Origin of the sequence: Pedobacter sp. V48, from assembly GCF_000523515.1 — a bacterium.
In the GTDB taxonomy this organism is placed as follows: domain Bacteria; phylum Bacteroidota; class Bacteroidia; order Sphingobacteriales; family Sphingobacteriaceae; genus Pedobacter.
This window is the reverse complement of the sequence record NZ_AWRU01000032.1, coordinates 334,750-352,107: the sequence shown is the minus strand read 5'-3', so window position 1 is coordinate 352,107 and position 17,358 is coordinate 334,750. Positions and strand designations below refer to the sequence as shown.

The 17,358-nt window shown below is 44.3% G+C and carries 22 protein-coding genes and 1 pseudogene; 4 read left to right on the top strand and 19 right to left on the bottom strand.

What is annotated here, in order from left to right:
- Positions 1–2: 2 nt before the first annotated feature.
- Positions 3–233, top strand: coding sequence for a hypothetical protein (locus N824_RS23595; RefSeq protein ID WP_152542448.1), 231 nt, complete (start codon positions 3–5; stop codon positions 231–233).
- A gap of 2 nt (positions 234–235) precedes the next feature.
- The gene (locus tag N824_RS23590) at positions 236–1,183 is read left to right on the top strand and encodes a DUF72 domain-containing protein (RefSeq protein WP_048907559.1); all 948 of its coding nucleotides are present in this window, start codon (positions 236–238) and stop codon (positions 1,181–1,183) included.
- A gap of 14 nt (positions 1,184–1,197) precedes the next feature.
- Here the strand turns inward: N824_RS23590 and N824_RS23585 are convergent, their stop codons facing one another.
- Positions 1,198–1,527, bottom strand: coding sequence for an MGMT family protein (locus N824_RS23585; RefSeq protein WP_048907712.1), 330 nt, complete (start codon positions 1,525–1,527; stop codon positions 1,198–1,200).
- 115 nt (positions 1,528–1,642) lie between these two features.
- On the opposite strand from N824_RS23585, the gene N824_RS23580 reads away from it, so the two are divergent.
- Entirely contained in the window at positions 1,643–2,119 is a 477-nt protein-coding gene (locus tag N824_RS23580; protein ID WP_048907558.1) for a hypothetical protein, read from the top strand.
- A 182-nt stretch (positions 2,120–2,301) separates the two neighbouring features.
- On the opposite strand, the gene N824_RS23575 is transcribed toward N824_RS23580, so the two are convergent.
- The 17 genes and pseudogenes from N824_RS23575 to N824_RS23495 form a co-directional block, all read right to left on the bottom strand.
- Complete coding sequence (locus tag N824_RS23575) at positions 2,302–3,024, bottom strand: hypothetical protein (RefSeq protein ID WP_152542447.1); 723 nt, start codon at positions 3,022–3,024, stop codon at positions 2,302–2,304.
- Between the two features lie 160 nt (positions 3,025–3,184).
- On the bottom strand, positions 3,185–3,367 hold the full coding sequence (locus N824_RS23570) for a hypothetical protein (protein WP_048907556.1): 183 nt from the start codon (positions 3,365–3,367) through the stop codon (positions 3,185–3,187).
- A 53-nt stretch (positions 3,368–3,420) separates the two neighbouring features.
- Positions 3,421–4,428, bottom strand: coding sequence for a hypothetical protein (locus tag N824_RS23565; protein WP_048907555.1), 1,008 nt, complete (start codon positions 4,426–4,428; stop codon positions 3,421–3,423).
- 52 nt (positions 4,429–4,480) lie between these two features.
- Positions 4,481–5,086: a conjugative transposon protein TraM gene (traM, locus tag N824_RS35235; protein WP_235207258.1), complete on the bottom strand. Its 606-nt coding sequence runs from the start codon at positions 5,084–5,086 to the stop codon at positions 4,481–4,483.
- 86 nt (positions 5,087–5,172) lie between these two features.
- Positions 5,173–5,529, bottom strand: coding sequence for a hypothetical protein (locus N824_RS35230; protein WP_235207257.1), 357 nt, complete (start codon positions 5,527–5,529; stop codon positions 5,173–5,175).
- Between the two features lie 249 nt (positions 5,530–5,778).
- Positions 5,779–6,405 (bottom strand): conjugative transposon protein TraK, encoded by a 627-nt coding sequence (traK, locus tag N824_RS23550; RefSeq protein ID WP_048907552.1) that lies wholly within the window; start codon positions 6,403–6,405, stop codon positions 5,779–5,781.
- Between the two features lie 110 nt (positions 6,406–6,515).
- A pseudogene (gene traJ / locus N824_RS23545) lies at positions 6,516–7,715 on the bottom strand (conjugative transposon protein TraJ).
- 5 nt (positions 7,716–7,720) lie between these two features.
- Positions 7,721–8,350 (bottom strand): hypothetical protein, encoded by a 630-nt coding sequence (locus tag N824_RS23540; RefSeq protein WP_048907550.1) that lies wholly within the window; start codon positions 8,348–8,350, stop codon positions 7,721–7,723.
- Entirely contained in the window at positions 8,337–9,020 is a 684-nt protein-coding gene (locus N824_RS23535; protein ID WP_048907549.1) for a hypothetical protein, read from the bottom strand. Before N824_RS23535 ends, N824_RS23540 begins: the two co-directional genes overlap by 14 nt.
- Positions 9,007–9,708, bottom strand: a complete 702-nt coding sequence (locus N824_RS23530; protein WP_048907548.1) for a hypothetical protein — start codon at positions 9,706–9,708, stop codon at positions 9,007–9,009. The genes N824_RS23535 and N824_RS23530 overlap by 14 nt, the downstream gene beginning before the upstream one ends.
- 22 nt (positions 9,709–9,730) lie before the next feature.
- Positions 9,731–10,162, bottom strand: a complete 432-nt coding sequence (locus tag N824_RS23525; protein ID WP_048907547.1) for a hypothetical protein — start codon at positions 10,160–10,162, stop codon at positions 9,731–9,733.
- A 17-nt stretch (positions 10,163–10,179) separates the two neighbouring features.
- Complete coding sequence (locus tag N824_RS23520) at positions 10,180–12,642, bottom strand: TraG family conjugative transposon ATPase (RefSeq protein WP_048907546.1); 2,463 nt, start codon at positions 12,640–12,642, stop codon at positions 10,180–10,182.
- The gene (locus N824_RS23515; RefSeq protein ID WP_306413927.1) at positions 12,639–13,049 is read right to left on the bottom strand and encodes a DUF4133 domain-containing protein; all 411 of its coding nucleotides are present in this window, start codon (positions 13,047–13,049) and stop codon (positions 12,639–12,641) included. The genes N824_RS23520 and N824_RS23515 overlap by 4 nt, the downstream gene beginning before the upstream one ends.
- A complete protein-coding gene (locus N824_RS23510) occupies positions 13,042–13,326 on the bottom strand; it encodes a DUF4134 domain-containing protein (protein WP_048907710.1) in 285 nt (94 codons plus the stop codon). The genes N824_RS23515 and N824_RS23510 overlap by 8 nt, the downstream gene beginning before the upstream one ends.
- A gap of 163 nt (positions 13,327–13,489) precedes the next feature.
- Positions 13,490–13,987, bottom strand: a complete 498-nt coding sequence (locus N824_RS23505; protein ID WP_048907545.1) for a hypothetical protein — start codon at positions 13,985–13,987, stop codon at positions 13,490–13,492.
- Between the two features lie 154 nt (positions 13,988–14,141).
- A complete protein-coding gene (locus N824_RS23500; protein WP_048907544.1) occupies positions 14,142–15,128 on the bottom strand; it encodes an RteC domain-containing protein in 987 nt (328 codons plus the stop codon).
- 230 nt (positions 15,129–15,358) lie between these two features.
- Entirely contained in the window at positions 15,359–15,655 is a 297-nt protein-coding gene (locus tag N824_RS23495) for a hypothetical protein (protein WP_048907543.1), read from the bottom strand.
- 341 nt (positions 15,656–15,996) lie between these two features.
- Between N824_RS23495 and N824_RS23490 the strand changes: the two genes are divergently transcribed.
- The gene (locus N824_RS23490) at positions 15,997–16,278 is read left to right on the top strand and encodes a hypothetical protein (RefSeq protein ID WP_152542446.1); all 282 of its coding nucleotides are present in this window, start codon (positions 15,997–15,999) and stop codon (positions 16,276–16,278) included.
- Between the two features lie 133 nt (positions 16,279–16,411).
- Here N824_RS23490 and N824_RS33895 read toward each other — a convergent pair whose 3' ends face one another.
- Positions 16,412–16,969, bottom strand: a complete 558-nt coding sequence (locus N824_RS33895; protein ID WP_200869928.1) for a hypothetical protein — start codon at positions 16,967–16,969, stop codon at positions 16,412–16,414.
- Between the last annotated feature and the right edge of the window lie 389 nt (positions 16,970–17,358).

Genomic DNA, 17,358 nt, shown 5'->3' with positions numbered 1-17,358 from the left:
CAATGATGAGTGAAGGAATCGATCAACCGTTTAATATTAATGTCCAGAATGCGCAGCTGCTGGTTGTTCCCCTGGAGGATGGAACCTTCGACATCTATAAAACGGAAAATAAATTTTGCAATATTTTTGCTGATATTGGTATCGACACGGAGCCAGTATGGGCAAGCAGCGATCTAGTCGGCCAAGAGTTGGTTGATGAAATTGGGTATGCAATAGAAATGAGACAGATATAACTATGGATTACGGAAAGGTGCTGGAGTCAGAAATCCCGGCGATTGATTTTAAACTTCCCCCTGACGGAGCGCAGACGCTGAATACGTTAAACGGACTAGCTAAGGCGGCTAAGCCAGAACTTTATGTGGGCGCGAGTAAATGGGGGCGGAAAGACTGGCTGGGTGTGTTATATCCGATAAAAACGAAAGAGGCTAACTTCCTGTTCGAATACGCGAAAATATTTGACAGTATTGAGCTTAACGCCGTTTTCTATTCCATCCCGTCAGCAGATTTGGTGGAAAAGTTCAAACGGAAGGTGGAAGATGCCGGGAATACCAACTTTAAATTCTTTCCGAAATTCTCAAGAACCATTTCGCACGTCAAAAGGCTGGAGGATTGCGAGGTGCCTACACAGTTGTTTCTAGAAAATATCAGCCGCTTAGGGGATATGCTTGGACCCTGCTTCCTGCAAATGGGGGATAACTTTGGTCCGAGGAATTTTCTGAAACTGGAAAACTATCTGAAAGATTTACCGACTGATCAGCAGTTTTTCTGCGAGGTCCGGCATGAGGAATGGTTTTCAAATCCAACTGTAAGACGGCAGTATTTCAGTATGCTGGCTGAAAATCGTATCGGTGCAGTGATAACCGACACCGCTGGTCGTCGGGATGTAGCGCACATGGAATTGAGCACGCCTGAGGTATTTATCCGGTTTGTTGGTGTCGGTGGCAATTACCTGGAGGTTGATTTTGCCAGGATCGACGATTGGGTCAACCGGATTAAACAGTGGCTGGATCAGGGATTGCAAAAAGCGCATTTTATGATCAATCCAATAGATGAGCTGAATACCCCGGAGCTTGCTTGGTATGCTGTAGAACGTTTCAATAAAGAATTGAATGCAAATCTTCCACCCATTCGTTTCATTCCCCCTGAAGAAGTAACCATTGCTCCGCCACTGCCCGGATTTTGAAAGATATGACGTTTTTATAGATCTATTAACGGGTCCCAGAATAGCTCTTTAAAATTCTGAACTTGGTGGTCTTTGATGGCTATGCCTTCTGCTTCCAACAGTTCCTGCATTTGCGTAGGAGTATCATAGTGATGTTTACCCGTGAGTAAGCCGATACGGTTCACCACCCGGTGAGCAGGAACGCTGAGCCTTGGATCATGGGCGTGTAACATCGCAGTACCCACCATCCTGGACGATTTTGCCAAGCCCAAGGCTTTTGCAATTGCTCCGTAAGTAGTTATTCGGCCCTTTGGAATTAATCTGGCGATTTCATAGACTTGTTCGTAAAATGTCGATTTGGTCATCTTTAACGCTTTTGATTTTATATCGAGAAAGATACCTAGCCCGAATATAGCTTGTGTTTTTAGCCTGACTGTCAATCAAGTGTTTGACATTTAATATATTTGCTAAAACAAAAATATGATAACGATCTCAGAAATTAAACAGCTTCCGATTTTTAGAACACTTTATGTCGTAACATTACTTTCTTACAGTATTTGTCCACCAGTTTTAATACTCTATTATTTCGATCCGAAATTATTTGGGTCGATGGACACTATAAAATTGATGCTACTTTTGCTAAGTAATGGGATTATGTACCTGCTTGTGAATTTTTGGGTTAGTGTCGGCAGTCTGGTCGGCAGGATGAATTTAGAAGACAATGTTAAATCGACCATATTTGAAGACATTGCTATCAATGCTTCGATCTATGCCTTTTTTGTCATGTCATGCGCTTACGGTTTTGGACTTGTGGCTATCGAACTGGAATGGGCGACCTCGATAAAAAGTTTATGTAAATTTATTTTAGCGGCGAACGGAGCGGTATATTTGGTTAGTGGTTTTACCCTAAGAAAAGTTAAATTTATCATTTCTGAGAGGGTACTTCCGAGGAACTAGTCGTGATTTAATCCTGAGTATCTAACTGGTAATCCGAACTTTTCATTAAAAAAAATCCAAATAACAATTGCCGAAAATTCTCTGGGCGTGGAGTTGATTGGAATAATTATTCTAATATTTTTAGTCGCTAAAACCGTTTTTTTTATTTTAAGCTGGTTTTTAACACGTTTTTGTATAAACTTTCAATAGACTTTATTTATGATTTTCATAGCGGCATGATGTGCTTCTTCAGGAGTATCGAATTCTCGTTTGTAGAAGTAAAATAGAGCCAGCTGGTATTTTGGTAGTTCCAAAAAGATAAAATCATTCAATGTATGAAAGAAATGCCTGCTCTTGTTAGAGGTAGTAAAGATAACCAGACTGTTAATTTTTTCCACCTTCCTTTTCACACTGATCCTTTTAAGTACAGACCTGATTTCCGTAAGTACTTGATAAGGCGAATAATCTTTATTTGGCAGTAAAATGTAAAGCGGAAAATCTTTTAAATATGGAATGTGATCCCCATTTTTTGGGCTGAGGAAACGCTTGGAGATATTCATGATGTGAAACTTGTAGTCAATAATTTCCAGCCACCTGATCACATCCTCCCCATTTTCAAGTGTATAAGAGTTATTAGTCATATTTCCGCTCGAAAATAATGTCTGAATAGTTTTTTCCAGGGAATTAAGTAGTTCGGCATTACATCTGTCACACGCAGGAATGGTAGATTTATTATAGGTTTGGTCATGTCCGTTTAAGGTGATATTGAAAAATTTATCGGTTTCCTTTTCAAATATCCAACGGGGTATAATATGTTCTTTGGTAATGGCAGCCTTACTGGCGCAGAACATGCAGATCAAGTCTTTTGTTGGTTCTACAGCATTTCCGTCTACCCGCAGGATATAATTCTCATCAATAAAAGACATGACGGTTCTCAGGTTTTTTCTAATAGCTATGCGAAACGTAATCAGTTTATTTTGAGGCATTCGTTAATTGTGGTTTTAGTTGATCCTGCAATATATCTACATCTTAAAAGAATAAAGGCCTGCTGAAATACAACAGGCCTCACCCAAAACAGCTATAATCTTATTTGCTTTCCTTGTTTTTTAACTCGGTAACCTCATTACGGCCAGCCTGCGCCAGGTTTTTAAGTTCCTGATAAGCTTTACGTAATCTTGTTCCTGCTGCTTTGTTGCCTTTAGCATAGAAGGCAGTGGCATCGCTTTCTGTAGCGGCTACCAGTTCTTTGATTTTTTCAAATGATGACATAATAAATAGGGTTTAAAATTGAATATAAGAATTATTGCTTAATACCAGTATCGTTATATACCGATTTCCTGGCCTTTGGACTGGTGCTGGCTTTGCTTACGCTCAAAAACCTGCTCTTTACTGATTTCCTGCCTAGGCGCTTTGAGGAATTGTTCCCGTTTCTCTACCTGACCACTTAAGTTATAGAAGTTGATGTTTCCATAACGCGGCATGGCCCTGGCCATCATTTTCAGTTCCTCTCCCTGTTCATTCGTTACACTTACTACCGGACGTTCTCCGTCTTTCATATCTGAAATGATTTGATCCAGCTTTTTGGGATCATCTAATTCCTTGATCTTATAGCTGTTCAGTTCCTTATTCAGGTCAAATCCATAACCCCGGCCATATTGCCTGATCGTCAAATTCCCATATCGGTCCCTCGGCTGATCAAACTGATAGGCATTCCAGGCTTCATAACGGGTACCAGTGCGGCTGACCAGGTCATCCCTGTAGGCCGAGCCACCCATCAACATATTGGTACTCTGCTTCATATTGAAACCTTTACCGTCATTGATATAAATCGTGTTTTTCATCGGTTCAGCACGGAATATGATCTGGAAATCCTTGGTCACATAATCTACTTTTCCATCCTTCATCGTCGCCAGAGATTGCCCAGGGATCAGCTTGTTGTCTTCTATCTTGCCGAAAAGCAGTTCCGCATTACCTTTTTGCTTATTAAAATGATCAATGGCCTGGATCGGGCTCTCAAATTTCCGGATTCCTGCTCCGGGTTCATTGCCATTTTTTACATCACTGGTAACGACATACTGCAATCCATTTTCCAGGGGTTTGGCTTTGCTATAGGCCAGCTCATACCTATTCAGGTAATAATAATCCGATTGTTCGGAACGCTTAAGGTGTAAAGTAGCCTCCATAAAACCTTTACGGGAAGGCAATTGCGCGGTAACCTGAATGTATTGCAGGTTTTTCTCCATCATTTCTTCGACTTTATCGGCCATTTCTGCGGGGATTTTTAAGGTTTTTACCTGTGCCCTAAAATCCTCCAGACTGTTTCTGTTCATTCTTTTATGTTTTTAAATTCAACCATCTTGTTGTTCGCTCAGCCAGGCCGGCTTACTTCAGCTTCTTGGTATTGTCACGTAACAATAGGGGATAGCCAGCCTTCAGGTTCTGCTTCACCCGCCTGATCTTTTTGGTTAGGAGCGATTTTGCCGCATCGATACCAGCCCCGGCAATTTGAGTGGTCAGGTCAAAACCGTTCAAACCCACGCTGCCCATCGCATCCACTGTACCACTACCAATAGCATCCGAGAGCAAGGCCTCTGGTGCATAGATACCAGGCATCGCATCGCGTTTGTCGTAAACCGTCAGGTTCACCGGAATGACCTGATTGCCCATGCGAATGTTTTTGATCTCCAGGTTCAGCCGCTGATTGCTAAAAGCAGCCAATCCAAAAAAGGCATGTCCCTTAGGGATCACCATCCCATTCAATACCACCGTGTCCAGTATACGCAGTTCCACAACCGAGCCCTGCTTTGCCTTTTGGTTTACCGCAATTACCGCGGGGATCGCCTTAAACAGACTGTCATAAGCACTATTCTGTTCCGGCTTTTTATAGATCTGTTTGGCCAGATCAGGGTTTTGCACCGCAATGAGTTTGTCCATCATGGCATTGAGTTGCATCATTTCAGGATCATTACCACCGTTATTTTCCTTCATGTTCTGCATCAGTGCCTCCAGTTTGGTGACATCATTGGACATCGGTGCGTCACCTGGACCGATAGGTAGCCGAGCTGGATATTCCTTTACCGGGGTATACGGCCTACTGATCTCCCGGTTGATTGCCGCCAGTTTTTCATTGATCTGCCTGGTCTTAGGATCTTCTTCCAGGGATAATCCGAACTTCCGGCAAGGGCATCCATTCCACCCATTTTGCCGGAATCTGTACCAGCCTGATTGTAAATTTCCATTTTACCTACTGGTTCCTTGCCTTTGAACTGGGCATCGGGTAGGGTAGTGTTGATTCCTTTTGGCAAGGATACCGCTTGTTCACTGATTCCACTTCCTCCACCTAAAGCATAAAAGCCAAAGGCCAGAAAAGATAAGATCAACAGTGGCAGAAACATCAGTACCTTTCGTTTTTCCATTCGATTTCTACTCATAAATGTTTTTTTTTTAGGTTAATAAATTCGTTAGTTGAATACCTGCGCCAGCAGGTAAAGGAGGTATGTTCCTGTCAGCGCGCAAAAGCAGCTCAGTAAAACCAGCCAGGTTTTAGNGCKAARMWCKSAMNGWGCKKCGWKTMRGRWAATCCGCTGCTTTTCGCTGTGCTGAGATGATTCCCCTGGCAATCTTTTGGGCAAACTTCTCCTGATCAGCCGAAAGATGATTTACCCGCTTGGAGAATAACCTCATGGCTGAATGGCTTTAGGATTCAGGTCTGCATTGACCAGAGTCTCCCATTTCTGGATCAGAAAACCATGTGGGTTATTGTCCGTTTGGGTCTCCAATACCCTCACTTCTCCCTGGGTGACCAGTTTCCGCAAAACAGTACTGCTGGACCGGATCAGCTTCTGGGTAGCATAACACCTGAAGACATAAGGCTCCCGATTCAAATCCAGTTGAATGCTGTCCACTTCAATGTGCTGGGAGATATTTGCAGAGATCAGGTTATTGTAATAACTGCTTTCTTTGAGGTTATCGTAAGCTTTTTTCGCAGAACCATCGGCCAGGTACAAAGCTTTTGCGATCCCCGCAGAGATGGCCTTTTCATCAGGATCAAGTGTAAAGAAGAGCCTGTGAAAAGTCTTAATGTGGTCACGCAGCTCTACGGGTAAATTCTGTTTCCTGTCCGAAGCCATTGCTTCCAGCAATTTTCCATTATACAGGATAAATACCCTTGACCCGTTTTCTCTCATTGCGGAATAACAGCAGTAAACTACCGCGGAAGTAACCACAGCGCAGGCCAGCAGGAATACCATACTAAACCTTTTGACGTGCTGAAACGCGCGGTCTATATTTTTTAATTGTGTAAACATCGTTGCTATTTTTTCTCGTAATCATTATCTTATCTTTTATTTTTCAGTTGGTATCAACTGACACTAATACATCATGTACTAGTGCCAATTGAAACCGATAGCTCGCTGCCTTATGATTTGTTGCCGGAGATCTTGTCTTTGAAATAGTCATTGCCGGAGGCCTCGGCCATTCCGCCCATCATATTCCGGCGGGCATCATCAAACCTGTCCATGAGCATTCCGGCCCCACTTTTGGCCCCTCCCATCATTGTAATGGTTCCACCGATAACCAATGAATTCACCTTTTGCAGCATGGCGTTGCCACCACCAGCATGTACAATGTAATTGGCGACATTCGGCACGGTAAAGTAGCCTACGATTCCAATGACGAGAAAAACCAAATATGCGCTGTCTGAAGTACTGAAGAAGGTATCTCCCGCCTGTCCGATCTGGGAGATGTCGATTTTCAACATGTTTTCCTGTATTTTACCCAGGATGCTTCCGAAGATATTGGCGACGGGTAGCCACATAAAGATGTTTACATAGCGGGCGATCCAAACCGTAAGTGTATGCTGGAAACCATCAAACACCGCAAAGCCAAAGACCAATGGCCCCAGTATGGCCAGCACGATCAGATAAAAGGTGCGGATGGTATTGATGCACAAAGCAGCGGCGGCGAACAGTACCTGCAAAATCTCACTCATCCAGGCTTTAATGGAATTGCGGAAATTATACATCTGCTTGTCCATATAGAACTGGATGTCATGCCCCAGACCGTCCAAAAGGGATTCATCCTCCCCATTGGGATCTTTTGGAAAAGTATATTTATACCAKWTYTYANGSYTACCACTACCATTCTCCCCAACATACATTTGCCAGTGACTGGTCTTTTTGATAGCAGCCTCCTTCTGTTTCAATAGTGCCGCAATCGCCAGGTCACTGTTACGCACCATGCCTGCAGTGGCCGAAACCACTGGCTGAAGTATTCCATTCATCAGCCCGATCACCATTGGAAAAAACAGAATGGCCAGGCCAAGTGCGAAGGGACGCAACAGTGGGTAGAAGTCCACAGGTTCGGCATTGGCAATGTGCCGCCATACCCTACTGGAGATGTACCACAAAGCCCCGAACCCTGCCAGACCACGTGCCACACCGATCAGCTTGCCACAAAGCGGGAGCATCTCGCTGTAGACATTTTCCAGGACAGGTTGCAGGCCGCTGATGCTTCCTGCAAGACCACCGGACGATTGCGCCATGCATAGACCAGGTAAAAGAGAACATGTTACGGCCAAGATTGCAGTAAAAGCAATCCCAAAACTTTTTGTCTTCATAAATCTTAATTGGTTTTAAAGTAATCGCCTAAACCTTTGAGATCTGCTTGTTCATGCGCCCTTTGTAAGCCCAGTACGCTGGTCGATTGGTTAAAGGAACGCAGAAACAACAGCATGTCTTCGGTGCCCGTAAAAATCCGGTCTATAGTAGCCAGGCGTTCCTCATCGCTCATGCGCATGTTATTCGCAGTGATCACCATGACCAGCTTATCCAAATTGTCCAGACTGGCATCAAATAATTTTTGGTAAACCTTGGACAAATAATCCAGCTCCCCAACACTGAAATGACCACTGGCTGAGAACCGCCTAAAAGCACTGCGGTATTCCAACAGGATAGCAGACTGGTAGCGGATAATGTCAGCGATCTTGTAATACTTACGCACTTCTGGGCTGACCAACCATAGACCATCCAGGAATACCTCATGCAGTGAAAAGTTACCTTGCGCAATGTTCTTTACCACATTATATCCTTTGGACACCACCTCATAGCCCTTTTTCATATCTGATAGGATGTTCTTCAGCTGGGATAACTTCTCTACATTCAGCAGCAACTGCTGGGCTTCCTGTGACTGACCCCGTACCTTACCGAAAGCGATCAGCAGCATAATCCACAGTAAAAGCTTACTCGATCTCATAATACCTCCGTAGTTTATTGGTCGTTTCCAATTCCAAAGCCCGCTGACGGCTCACCAGGTTGACTTCCCCGCAGAAATCCTGTACAAATGCGGACTTGTCCAGCATCCGCTCATAGATTTCATTGAGCCTGGATAACCGTTCATCGTCCTTCATTTCCAGCTTGCCGGAAGTAATGATCAGCAGCAGTTCTTCCAGGTCATGGTAACATTCAGAAATCACTTCGTTTGCCACTTCCACCACATAGATCAGCTGATCCGTGCTAAGACCTCCGCTGCTTTTTAAGCCATTTATGTTTTTCACAATCCCAAATTGCAAGGCCACGAGCTCCGCAATCCGAACATCGGTCCGAATCGCAGGACTGACCTGTTTCAGGCCACTGATAAAAACATGGTGCAGGTTAAATTCTCCATTACTGATATCTCGAACGGTCTGCAAACCAGAACCAACAATTTCATATCCCTTTTTTGCATAACCGATATAAACCTGTAAGGCCGCGATCTGCTGAACCAAATATTTCTGCTGGGTTTTCTTTTGCTTAAACCACTCCGCCCAGGTTTGGGCACGACATCCGGGAGCAGTAGCCGTAATCAACATCAGCACACCAAATAACAGGATCAGTGCGTTTCTCAAACGCCTGAAACGAATTTCCGAAACCTCAATCGAGTCCATACCAATCCTTTAGTTTATTTACCTCCGAGATGGATCTGGCGCGGCCAATCGACAAGACCATGTTTTCCTCATTGTACTGTTTTAGGTCAGCGAAATTTTCTTCAATCGCTTTCGCAGCCCCATCGATCAGTTCCATACGGGCTGCATCGCTCATTTGGGTTTTGAAAGAATTGATCACCACAAACACCTGGTCCAGGTTTTTCACACTTGCGCTCAGTATCCCTTCGTAAACCTGCTCCATTTGCAACAGCTCCTCCGCACTGAAATGCTTGTCTTGCCGGAAGAGTGCACTTGCCCAGCGGTATTCCTGTACAATGGCTGCCTGCGTACCGATCAGGTCACGGATCCTTTTATAGGCAGAGACCACCGATTTCACCTTCACTAAGCCCTCATAATATTCAGCATATAATTTTCGCTGACGTTCCGTCCAATCGGAGATTTCACCCAGTTTTAATTTATTGAGCTGGTTCTCCACTACTTTCTGCGCATTCTGCAGCCAGATCGTTTCATTTTGTAATCGCTGAACCTTCAGGTCAACGGCTTTGATCACTTTTTTTACGCCTGCCTTGATCACTTCGGCTATCGCCAGCTGTGCAGTTGCCCCGGTGGGCAGGGCTGTCAGCAACACCGTAGCACTTAAGGGCAGCACAACCATATAGGTCTTCAATTGCTTCATAAATGTCTTCATAAATAGGTCTGTTTATCATTTCTTAATTGATTCTGCGGTATTTGCGCCGGACTACTGTCATTTCTGTCGCATCCGCATTAAAGCTGATCGTCTTACCACGACGCCTTTCCATCATGATCCCACTATCCGCATCATAATCAGCCGTCCATTCCTCTGTTTCAAGCTGCTTCTTACCCGGCTGGCCTGCCTCATCCAGCAATTGAAAGCCGGTGCTTCGATGGATCAGGTACACCTTAGCCGCCACATGTTCTACCACTAAGGTGTCATGCGCGATGCTGAACTCGCTTCCGGCTGTGTTTACATAGGTGCCGGCAAATGAATTGGACTTACTACAGGATTGCAGGAATATAATTAGTGCTAAAGCCAGCACAACCCCGACAAACAGGAGTTTTGCCAGCCATGACAACAGTACTGCATTGAGCTGTTGATCCTTCATACTTTTTAAATTGTTCATAGGTATTAGATAAATGGTTAAAAAATCTTTTTGCCTGCGCGATGTTGTGCTGCCAGTGCCGCAATGCCCAGCGCCGTACTGCCATGCTCGCGGGCAGCCTGCTCCACCACCAGTTTCTCTGATTCTTCCGTGGTATAGGCGAGATATTCCTCTATGGCAAGCTGGTTACGGTAGACCTGCAAATGCTGACCACCCTGATCCAGCAGGATCTCCCGGTAGTTTTCTCCTTCCGCATTTGCTTTATTGAGCGAAAGCAATAGCGTCTTGGCCTTGTCCGAAAGGCCTAAAACTTCCTGAAGCTTGTCGAATTTGTTCATGAACTTGCGCATGTCCAAAAGGAGCTTGGTATCCGAGAGATTGATTACGGTTTCTTTGATGATCGGGGAAGAGATCAGGTCTTCCACTTCCTGGGTAATGAGCGCCGCGATCCCATTGAACTTCCTCACCGTTTTATAGAGATAGCGGATAAAATGACTCATCCCGCTCTTGGTAATCGCGACCCAGGCTTCATCAATGGCCAATATCTTGCGCTGCCCTTTGAGCTTACGCATCTTGGAAATGAACATTTCCATAATGATGATCGTCACCACCGGAAACAAAATCTCATGACTGCGCAAATTGTCCAGTTCAAAGACAATAAACCGCTCATTCAGCAGGTCCAGGTTCTCTTTGGCATTGAGCAGGTAGTCAAATTCTCCACCCTTGTAATACGGATTTAACACGTATAAAAAGTTCGAAACATCAAAGTCCTTTTCCTTTACATCCCCGTTCTTTAATACCACCAGGTATTTTTCCATCAGGAAATCATAAAAGGAATCAAAGCATGGGAAAACCTCCGGACAGACCTCTAAATGTTCGTAGTACAAAGTGATGGCGCTGGAGATCGCCACATATTCGCTGCGGTTGTAGTCATCGGCTTCTTTCTTCCAAAGGGTCAACAGCAAGGTTTTCAGACTTTCCTTTTTTTCAATGTCCAGTACATCGTCTTTGCCAATATAAAACGGATTGAACTTGATCGGTTTGTCCTCGGTATAGGAGAAATAGTAACCGCCGACCAGCTTACAAAGCCCCTGATAACTACCACCCACATCTACGGTTACACAATGCGCTCCATCCTCATACAAAGAGCGGAGCATGTGGTTCATGGCCAGGCTTTTCCCAGCACCTGAACTTCCGCAGACAAACAGGTTCCTGTTGGTGATCAGCCCTGACTTCATCGGGGCATTGAACAGGTCCAGATAAACTGGTCTTCCGTTCAGCCGGTCTCCCAATCTCAAACCTGATCGATCCGTGCGTACGGCTGATTCCAGATTAAAAAAACAAGCCGCCTGTTCCGCAAACGTATCAAAACTGTCATTCATTGGAAAATCTGCCTGGTTACCCGGCATCCCCGAAAACCAGATCTGTGCCGCTCCATCTGTTTCCTGCTTACATTCCGCACTCATCCGGGCCATGGCTGAACCCACTTTATTTCTCAGTTCCGATACTTCCAAAGGATCATCTGACCAGCAAAGCACATTAAAATGTGCCTTTACCGGCAGCTTCTGCGTAGAAACCGCTTCATTTAAAAAGTCATTGACCGCGTCACGCGAAACTGCATTCTCGCGGGAATAGCCGGATAAGGATTGCAAGCGCAGTTTCTTCGCTTCCAATTCCCGGATCGTTTGCTGTCCGTCACCGATAAACACATACTGCGAATAGATGTGGTTACAGTCCAGCAGCATCCCCAGCGGGGTCGCAAAACCAATGCTGTAAGCCGTACGGTCCGTAGAATAGGGCTCGTAAGTCAACCTCGGCCCGCAATGGGCAGGTAAATGCACCACATCAGACAGCGTAAACAACTCACACCGGGATTTACCCACACGAATCTCCTCCTTCACATGCACATCAGCAATGACCGGACGCTGATCCCGCCCAAGCAAAAAACAATATTTCTCAATAATACCCGCCTTCGCCGCAGTTCCGGCAAGCGCATCATCATCTAGTCGCTGCAATCCAATCATACCACTATCCAGCAAAATCCTTTCAAACTGTCCGCATGAAGCCAGGAATGCAGTCAGCAGCTTTTCATCTATAGCCCCGACCGGAGCAATGGATTTCCGCAGAATATTGGAATATGCCGAGGAGGAAAGCTTTCTGCCAGCAGGTTTACGGGTGAGGAAAATAAAACATTCCTGGTCTAAATAAGTCCTGCCATCAAAGCACCTTTCACCAGCACCCCTTAACGTATCCTTCATTTTTGCAGGGTCAGCCTTGAATTTAGCACGCTGAAACCAATCTGCCTTATGGAACACTGTACCCGGCTGCAAGACCCGGAGTGCTTTGACAAATGCCTGGTGCAACCCCTCAAAATCCTTTGCCGACTGGGTGCCGATCTCCGGTAGGCTGACCTGGTAGGCGATGGTCACATCTCCCGACATGGATACCATGGCATTGTGCTCCACTTTCCAGACGGGCATGATCCTTTCGATTTCCATCATTGTCGCACCTGCCTTTCCAAGTTACTTTCCGCAACCTTTAATCCCGTAAATACCCCTCTGGAATTGAATTTTACATAATCTGGCAGGTTCCGGTTCGCCAGAAACTTGCCTAATCCATGTACCCCGAAGCGTTTGGACAAACTGAATACACTAAAAAACAGTGCAGCCCCCAAAGCGAGGATCAGAGGCAACAATACCAGGAGCGGGGTGCCGAGCAAATACAAAGCGGTAAAGGACAACAGCAAAACTACCAGTCCTATCGCAAGGTAAGCGATGTATTGACCTTTCAGTCCCTTGAATTCTATGGGTTTTCCAACCCCTTTGTTGATTTGATATACTGAACTCATAAAAAAATCTTTTAATGCTCCTGTACCACCCGAAGGCAGCACAGGAGTTTTGTTATACACCGAAAAATGATTTCAAGACCGTAGCCACGATCACTGCGAAAATGCAGGAACCGAACCATGCCGCTGCCACCTTATTGGTATCCGGTTCACCCGCATTCCACTTGTTGAAGACTTTCACCGCCCCGATCAGTCCCACCACGGCACAAATCGCATACACCAGGTCACATCCCGTATCGAAATAACCCGATACCTGGTCTGTAGCCACCTGGATGCCCGCCTCCCCATTCTGTGCTTTAGCCACCACGCTGCTCAAAAGCGAATACACGCAAAGTGTCATACCTAATAACCAGCCTTTAGCCAGCGTTTTTTTTCCTGCCTGCTCTAAAAAGAAACCAGGGCTTGTTTTTTTCTTCATCATAGATTGTTTTGTTTTCCTTAATCAGCGGCTATACCGCCATGAATTATGAAAGGAAAACCCGCAATCTTTCATTCAGAATGGGCTACACCCAAAGGTTCTCCAGCTCTTCCTTGCTCAAGGCAAAAGGCACATGCTCACGGATAAACCCATTCAGGGCAGCAAGCGAAGGACTGGAGGTGATCCTGGGATACTTGTTCCTGATCATTTCAAACAGGGAAAAGAAATCTTCCTTAGTTCCATCTTCAGCAGCCAGTATCCGGCAAACCGTCTTGATCTCTTCCTGCACATCCGCAAGATCACCCAATTGTTCTTCTTGATCAGGCGCTCCTTCATCAGCAAGCGGTGCGCCGAAAGAGAAGTCATCCGCCTCCACCACACTCACCCCAGAATCCAGTGCCGGTTTACCCATCAGGTCAGCAGCCCCCAGCTCATCCACCTCATTCGCCCAAGAGTGGGATAGGGGAAGGGAAGCACCAACAACTGGTTTCCTGAAATACAGGAGCCAGATGCCCAGCCACCAGAGCAGGCTCATAATGGTTGCGGCAAGTAAAAAATCCTGCCATGAAAATGCTTTTAACATAGAATTTTGTTTTTATCCCGGAACTCCATTGCCCCGGGATTCAAAGGCAAAACTGCAGCAAACCTGATTTCTTATTTGGGGACAACATTGGGGTAACCCTTAAAGTATTTTGAAAAATGCAATTGAAGAGCTAAAGAACAAGGTCTAAGAAATCCTATTTTTCAGGATTACATAGGGAACTGCTACCAGGAACATCTTTCTGCGTAGCCCTTTCAGTAGTTATTTCTAAGGCTCTCTTCTCTGAAGCCTTTCGTTTCCTTTCCGCCCGTTGTCTGCGCAATTCTTCCTTCTCCGGATCATATTCGTTTTTACGGTCGATACGATTCAGGATGGAGTTACGTAACTGGTCTGTAAAATCTGTTTTGCTGATAATTTTACGGGCCTCAATCTCATCAAACCTGCGGTGTGGCTTTTTGATTACAATATTCAGTGTGTCTGACATCCAGTCAAAGATCTCTGTCAGTGAAGCATTCCCATTATTGATCTGTCCGGTATCGTGCAATCCAAACCCCAACTCCACCGCATTAATTGATTCCCCCGTCCAGCGTAATTCACGACGGTTCTTACGTTTGATCACAGAAGCTGAGTCAAAGGATGAAGGCGTACCTAAGACTACCAACAGGTGTTCCCGCAATTGCTCATAGGCCCTAAACCGTGCAAAAATATAAGTACAGACAGGTAACCCAAAACCGAAAAATTCCGGGCTTTCAGGTAAAAACAACTGATCAGCGGAATGATTCAAAAACAAAACAGCATCAAAAAGTTCCTGCTCATTTTTATAATAGCCAAACCAAAACGCATGCGCCTGCAGATACAAATCCAGTACCTCTAGCTGACCTTCATAATAGCCGCGAACCACCTCTGCGGACCCAGCAGGTAAAGCATCCGTAATCCGGAAACGTTCTGTCTCATACACAAACAACGCATAAAACTTCACCATCCAATATTTGTTCAATCTGATCTGCTCTGCTTCAGATGCAAAAGTGTGGTTCAGTAACTCCTGTTTGATTCTGGAAATTGAAGATTTGATTAGCGTTAATGCAGCCCTTACCCTAATTAATGGCGCGGTAACCTTAGCGTTGTTTTCCTCCAGCTGTTCCAGCAAATCCTGATAACAGTCATTTAAAAATTCTTCAGTCATAACAATAGATTTAAATTAACAATCACTGCCAGGCGAAGACCAGACAGCGGAATAATTGCTCCGAAGCTGGATTTTAAAAACAAAAAAGTCAATAGGGAATTCTCCGTATTTTGCAAAATAGGGAAAAAACCTTAGTGGCAATTTGAGAAATTTTAAACTCTCGAAAATAAAACAACTACAGGGTTTTATTTTTCAATAACATAATTTCATATGCAATCCTATTGCTACGATTAGGTATCAAACTCAATACCGGGTAAGACCACTACTTTGCCAACAAAGGTTCCCCGGTGGTATAATAGATATGTAACGCTGCTCATCTTGAGGAAAGTTGGCTCTATGTGTAGATCTGACTGAGCAATAATGTCAGCAAGTTCATCGGTACTATACAAAAAAGACTGATCCGAGGAAATGTAAATTAATATCTTGTTATCCTTACCATCAGATACTACCCATTCCTTCGCTTTAAAATAAACGTATAAAAGCTTGACCCGGGCTTTTACATAGTCACTAGACTCGTTTGCCTCCATGTATTGAAGTTAACAAAACTATATTAACTACTCAAAAATTAGACAGATCAGTTCTTTTCTTTCTCATGTCTATGCAGCAAGAATTTCATCTTGCTCGCAACGTATGTTTTTAGTAGAATATTCATAACCTGTTGATTAATTTATTTAATTGGTATTACTGGACAGATTCCTTGCTGTCCTATTGCACCTCAAATCAATAGAGCCCATGGTGGTTGTATTATCTTTAAGACTTAGTGAGTACATTTTTGTCTCACCCTATGGCTGTACAAGCAACCTCTGATGTTAATTTTTTCCTGATCCAATATATCTAAGGGGATTTTAATAAGCTACCCCGGCATGGTATGTTCGCGATGGAGCAGGCAAATGGCACTGCCAAATGCTGCCAGGAACTTAGTGAGTACATTTTGTCTCACCCTATGGCTGTACAAGCAGCCTCTTATTTCTATACAGCCTGGTATTCTGTGGAATTCGAAAAGACAAACTTTCTCAAATGGCATATCTATCAAACCAAGCTTACCAATTACAAGAATCTACGTTTTGTAATGCCCGGAGGACATGCATTTCTGAAACGGAATTACAATAGAGCATTACGCATTGCTTTCAAAATAGGTGATGCCTACTAATAGACATTTCTAGCTAAGCAATTCAGTGAGTGTTAAAACAACCTCACCCTATGGCTGTGCAAACAGCCTCCATATTAAATATCTTCCTTTCAATGTACTAACCTTATCATCATCAGGCTCAGGCCTGATACTTCTACTCAACTACTAGCTGAATGCCTGCTCTGTCCGCTTTATAGGCAATTTTTTCTTTCAGGCTGTAATAACTCCAGTTCTGTAATAAGAAAGGATCTTCTTTCGCTATTTCTTCCTTTAGTTCCTGGTTGACCAGGATAAGTGTTGCCGCCTCATGTTTGACACACAGGTCTATCAGCATGCGGCTATACACATGGAGTTTATAGTCAATATATTTTCTTTCCTGATGCTGGTAGTCTTCCAGAGATTTCTTTTTTCGCTTGCGGCCGTGGCCACCACGGTTAAAAGTAACGGCTTTCTTTACCCGGTAGATCGCCGCCTGTATGGCCAATCTCCGGTGTAGGAATTCTTCCTTGTTGCCAATGGTATGTTCATAGCTGCCGATTTTAACGGTAACGGGGTGTTCAATAGATAAGGACGCTTCTGCAATAACAGAGGTATCCAAATGATGTTGTTCCTTTTCGATCTGAATGGCTGCCAACAGATAGATTTTGCCTTGATCCAGTTGGATATTGCTGGCACGAAGTTTTAGGGTACCATTCAGTACTCTGTTCAGCATAATCTTTTTATCTGATCTGTCTTTACCCAAATAAGTTCTGAATGGAATCTGAAATAGCTTAAAGCAAAAATTTCGTCCATCCGGCGTATGGTTTAGCTTTGAAATCACTTCAGCACCGAAAGGCAAGGGGATATTCTTTTTATAATTCCTGAGCGATTTTTCACCTTTCCAATAGNCYAMSWTNKKMMKWGYKWMRWGWAGRRAWCAGGGTGTTGTTTAGATAACTTAGAATATTTGTAGGAATCTGTCCTTTAAAATGATTGGAGAGCAGCCGGTAGGTGGTGTTTTGCCGGGAGGATTTTAAAATGCCGTTTTCCTCTTTCTTTTCATCAGCGATTTTAAGCTTAATTTCTTCTGTTAAATAAAAAAAATCTTTGACCTGTTCCTGT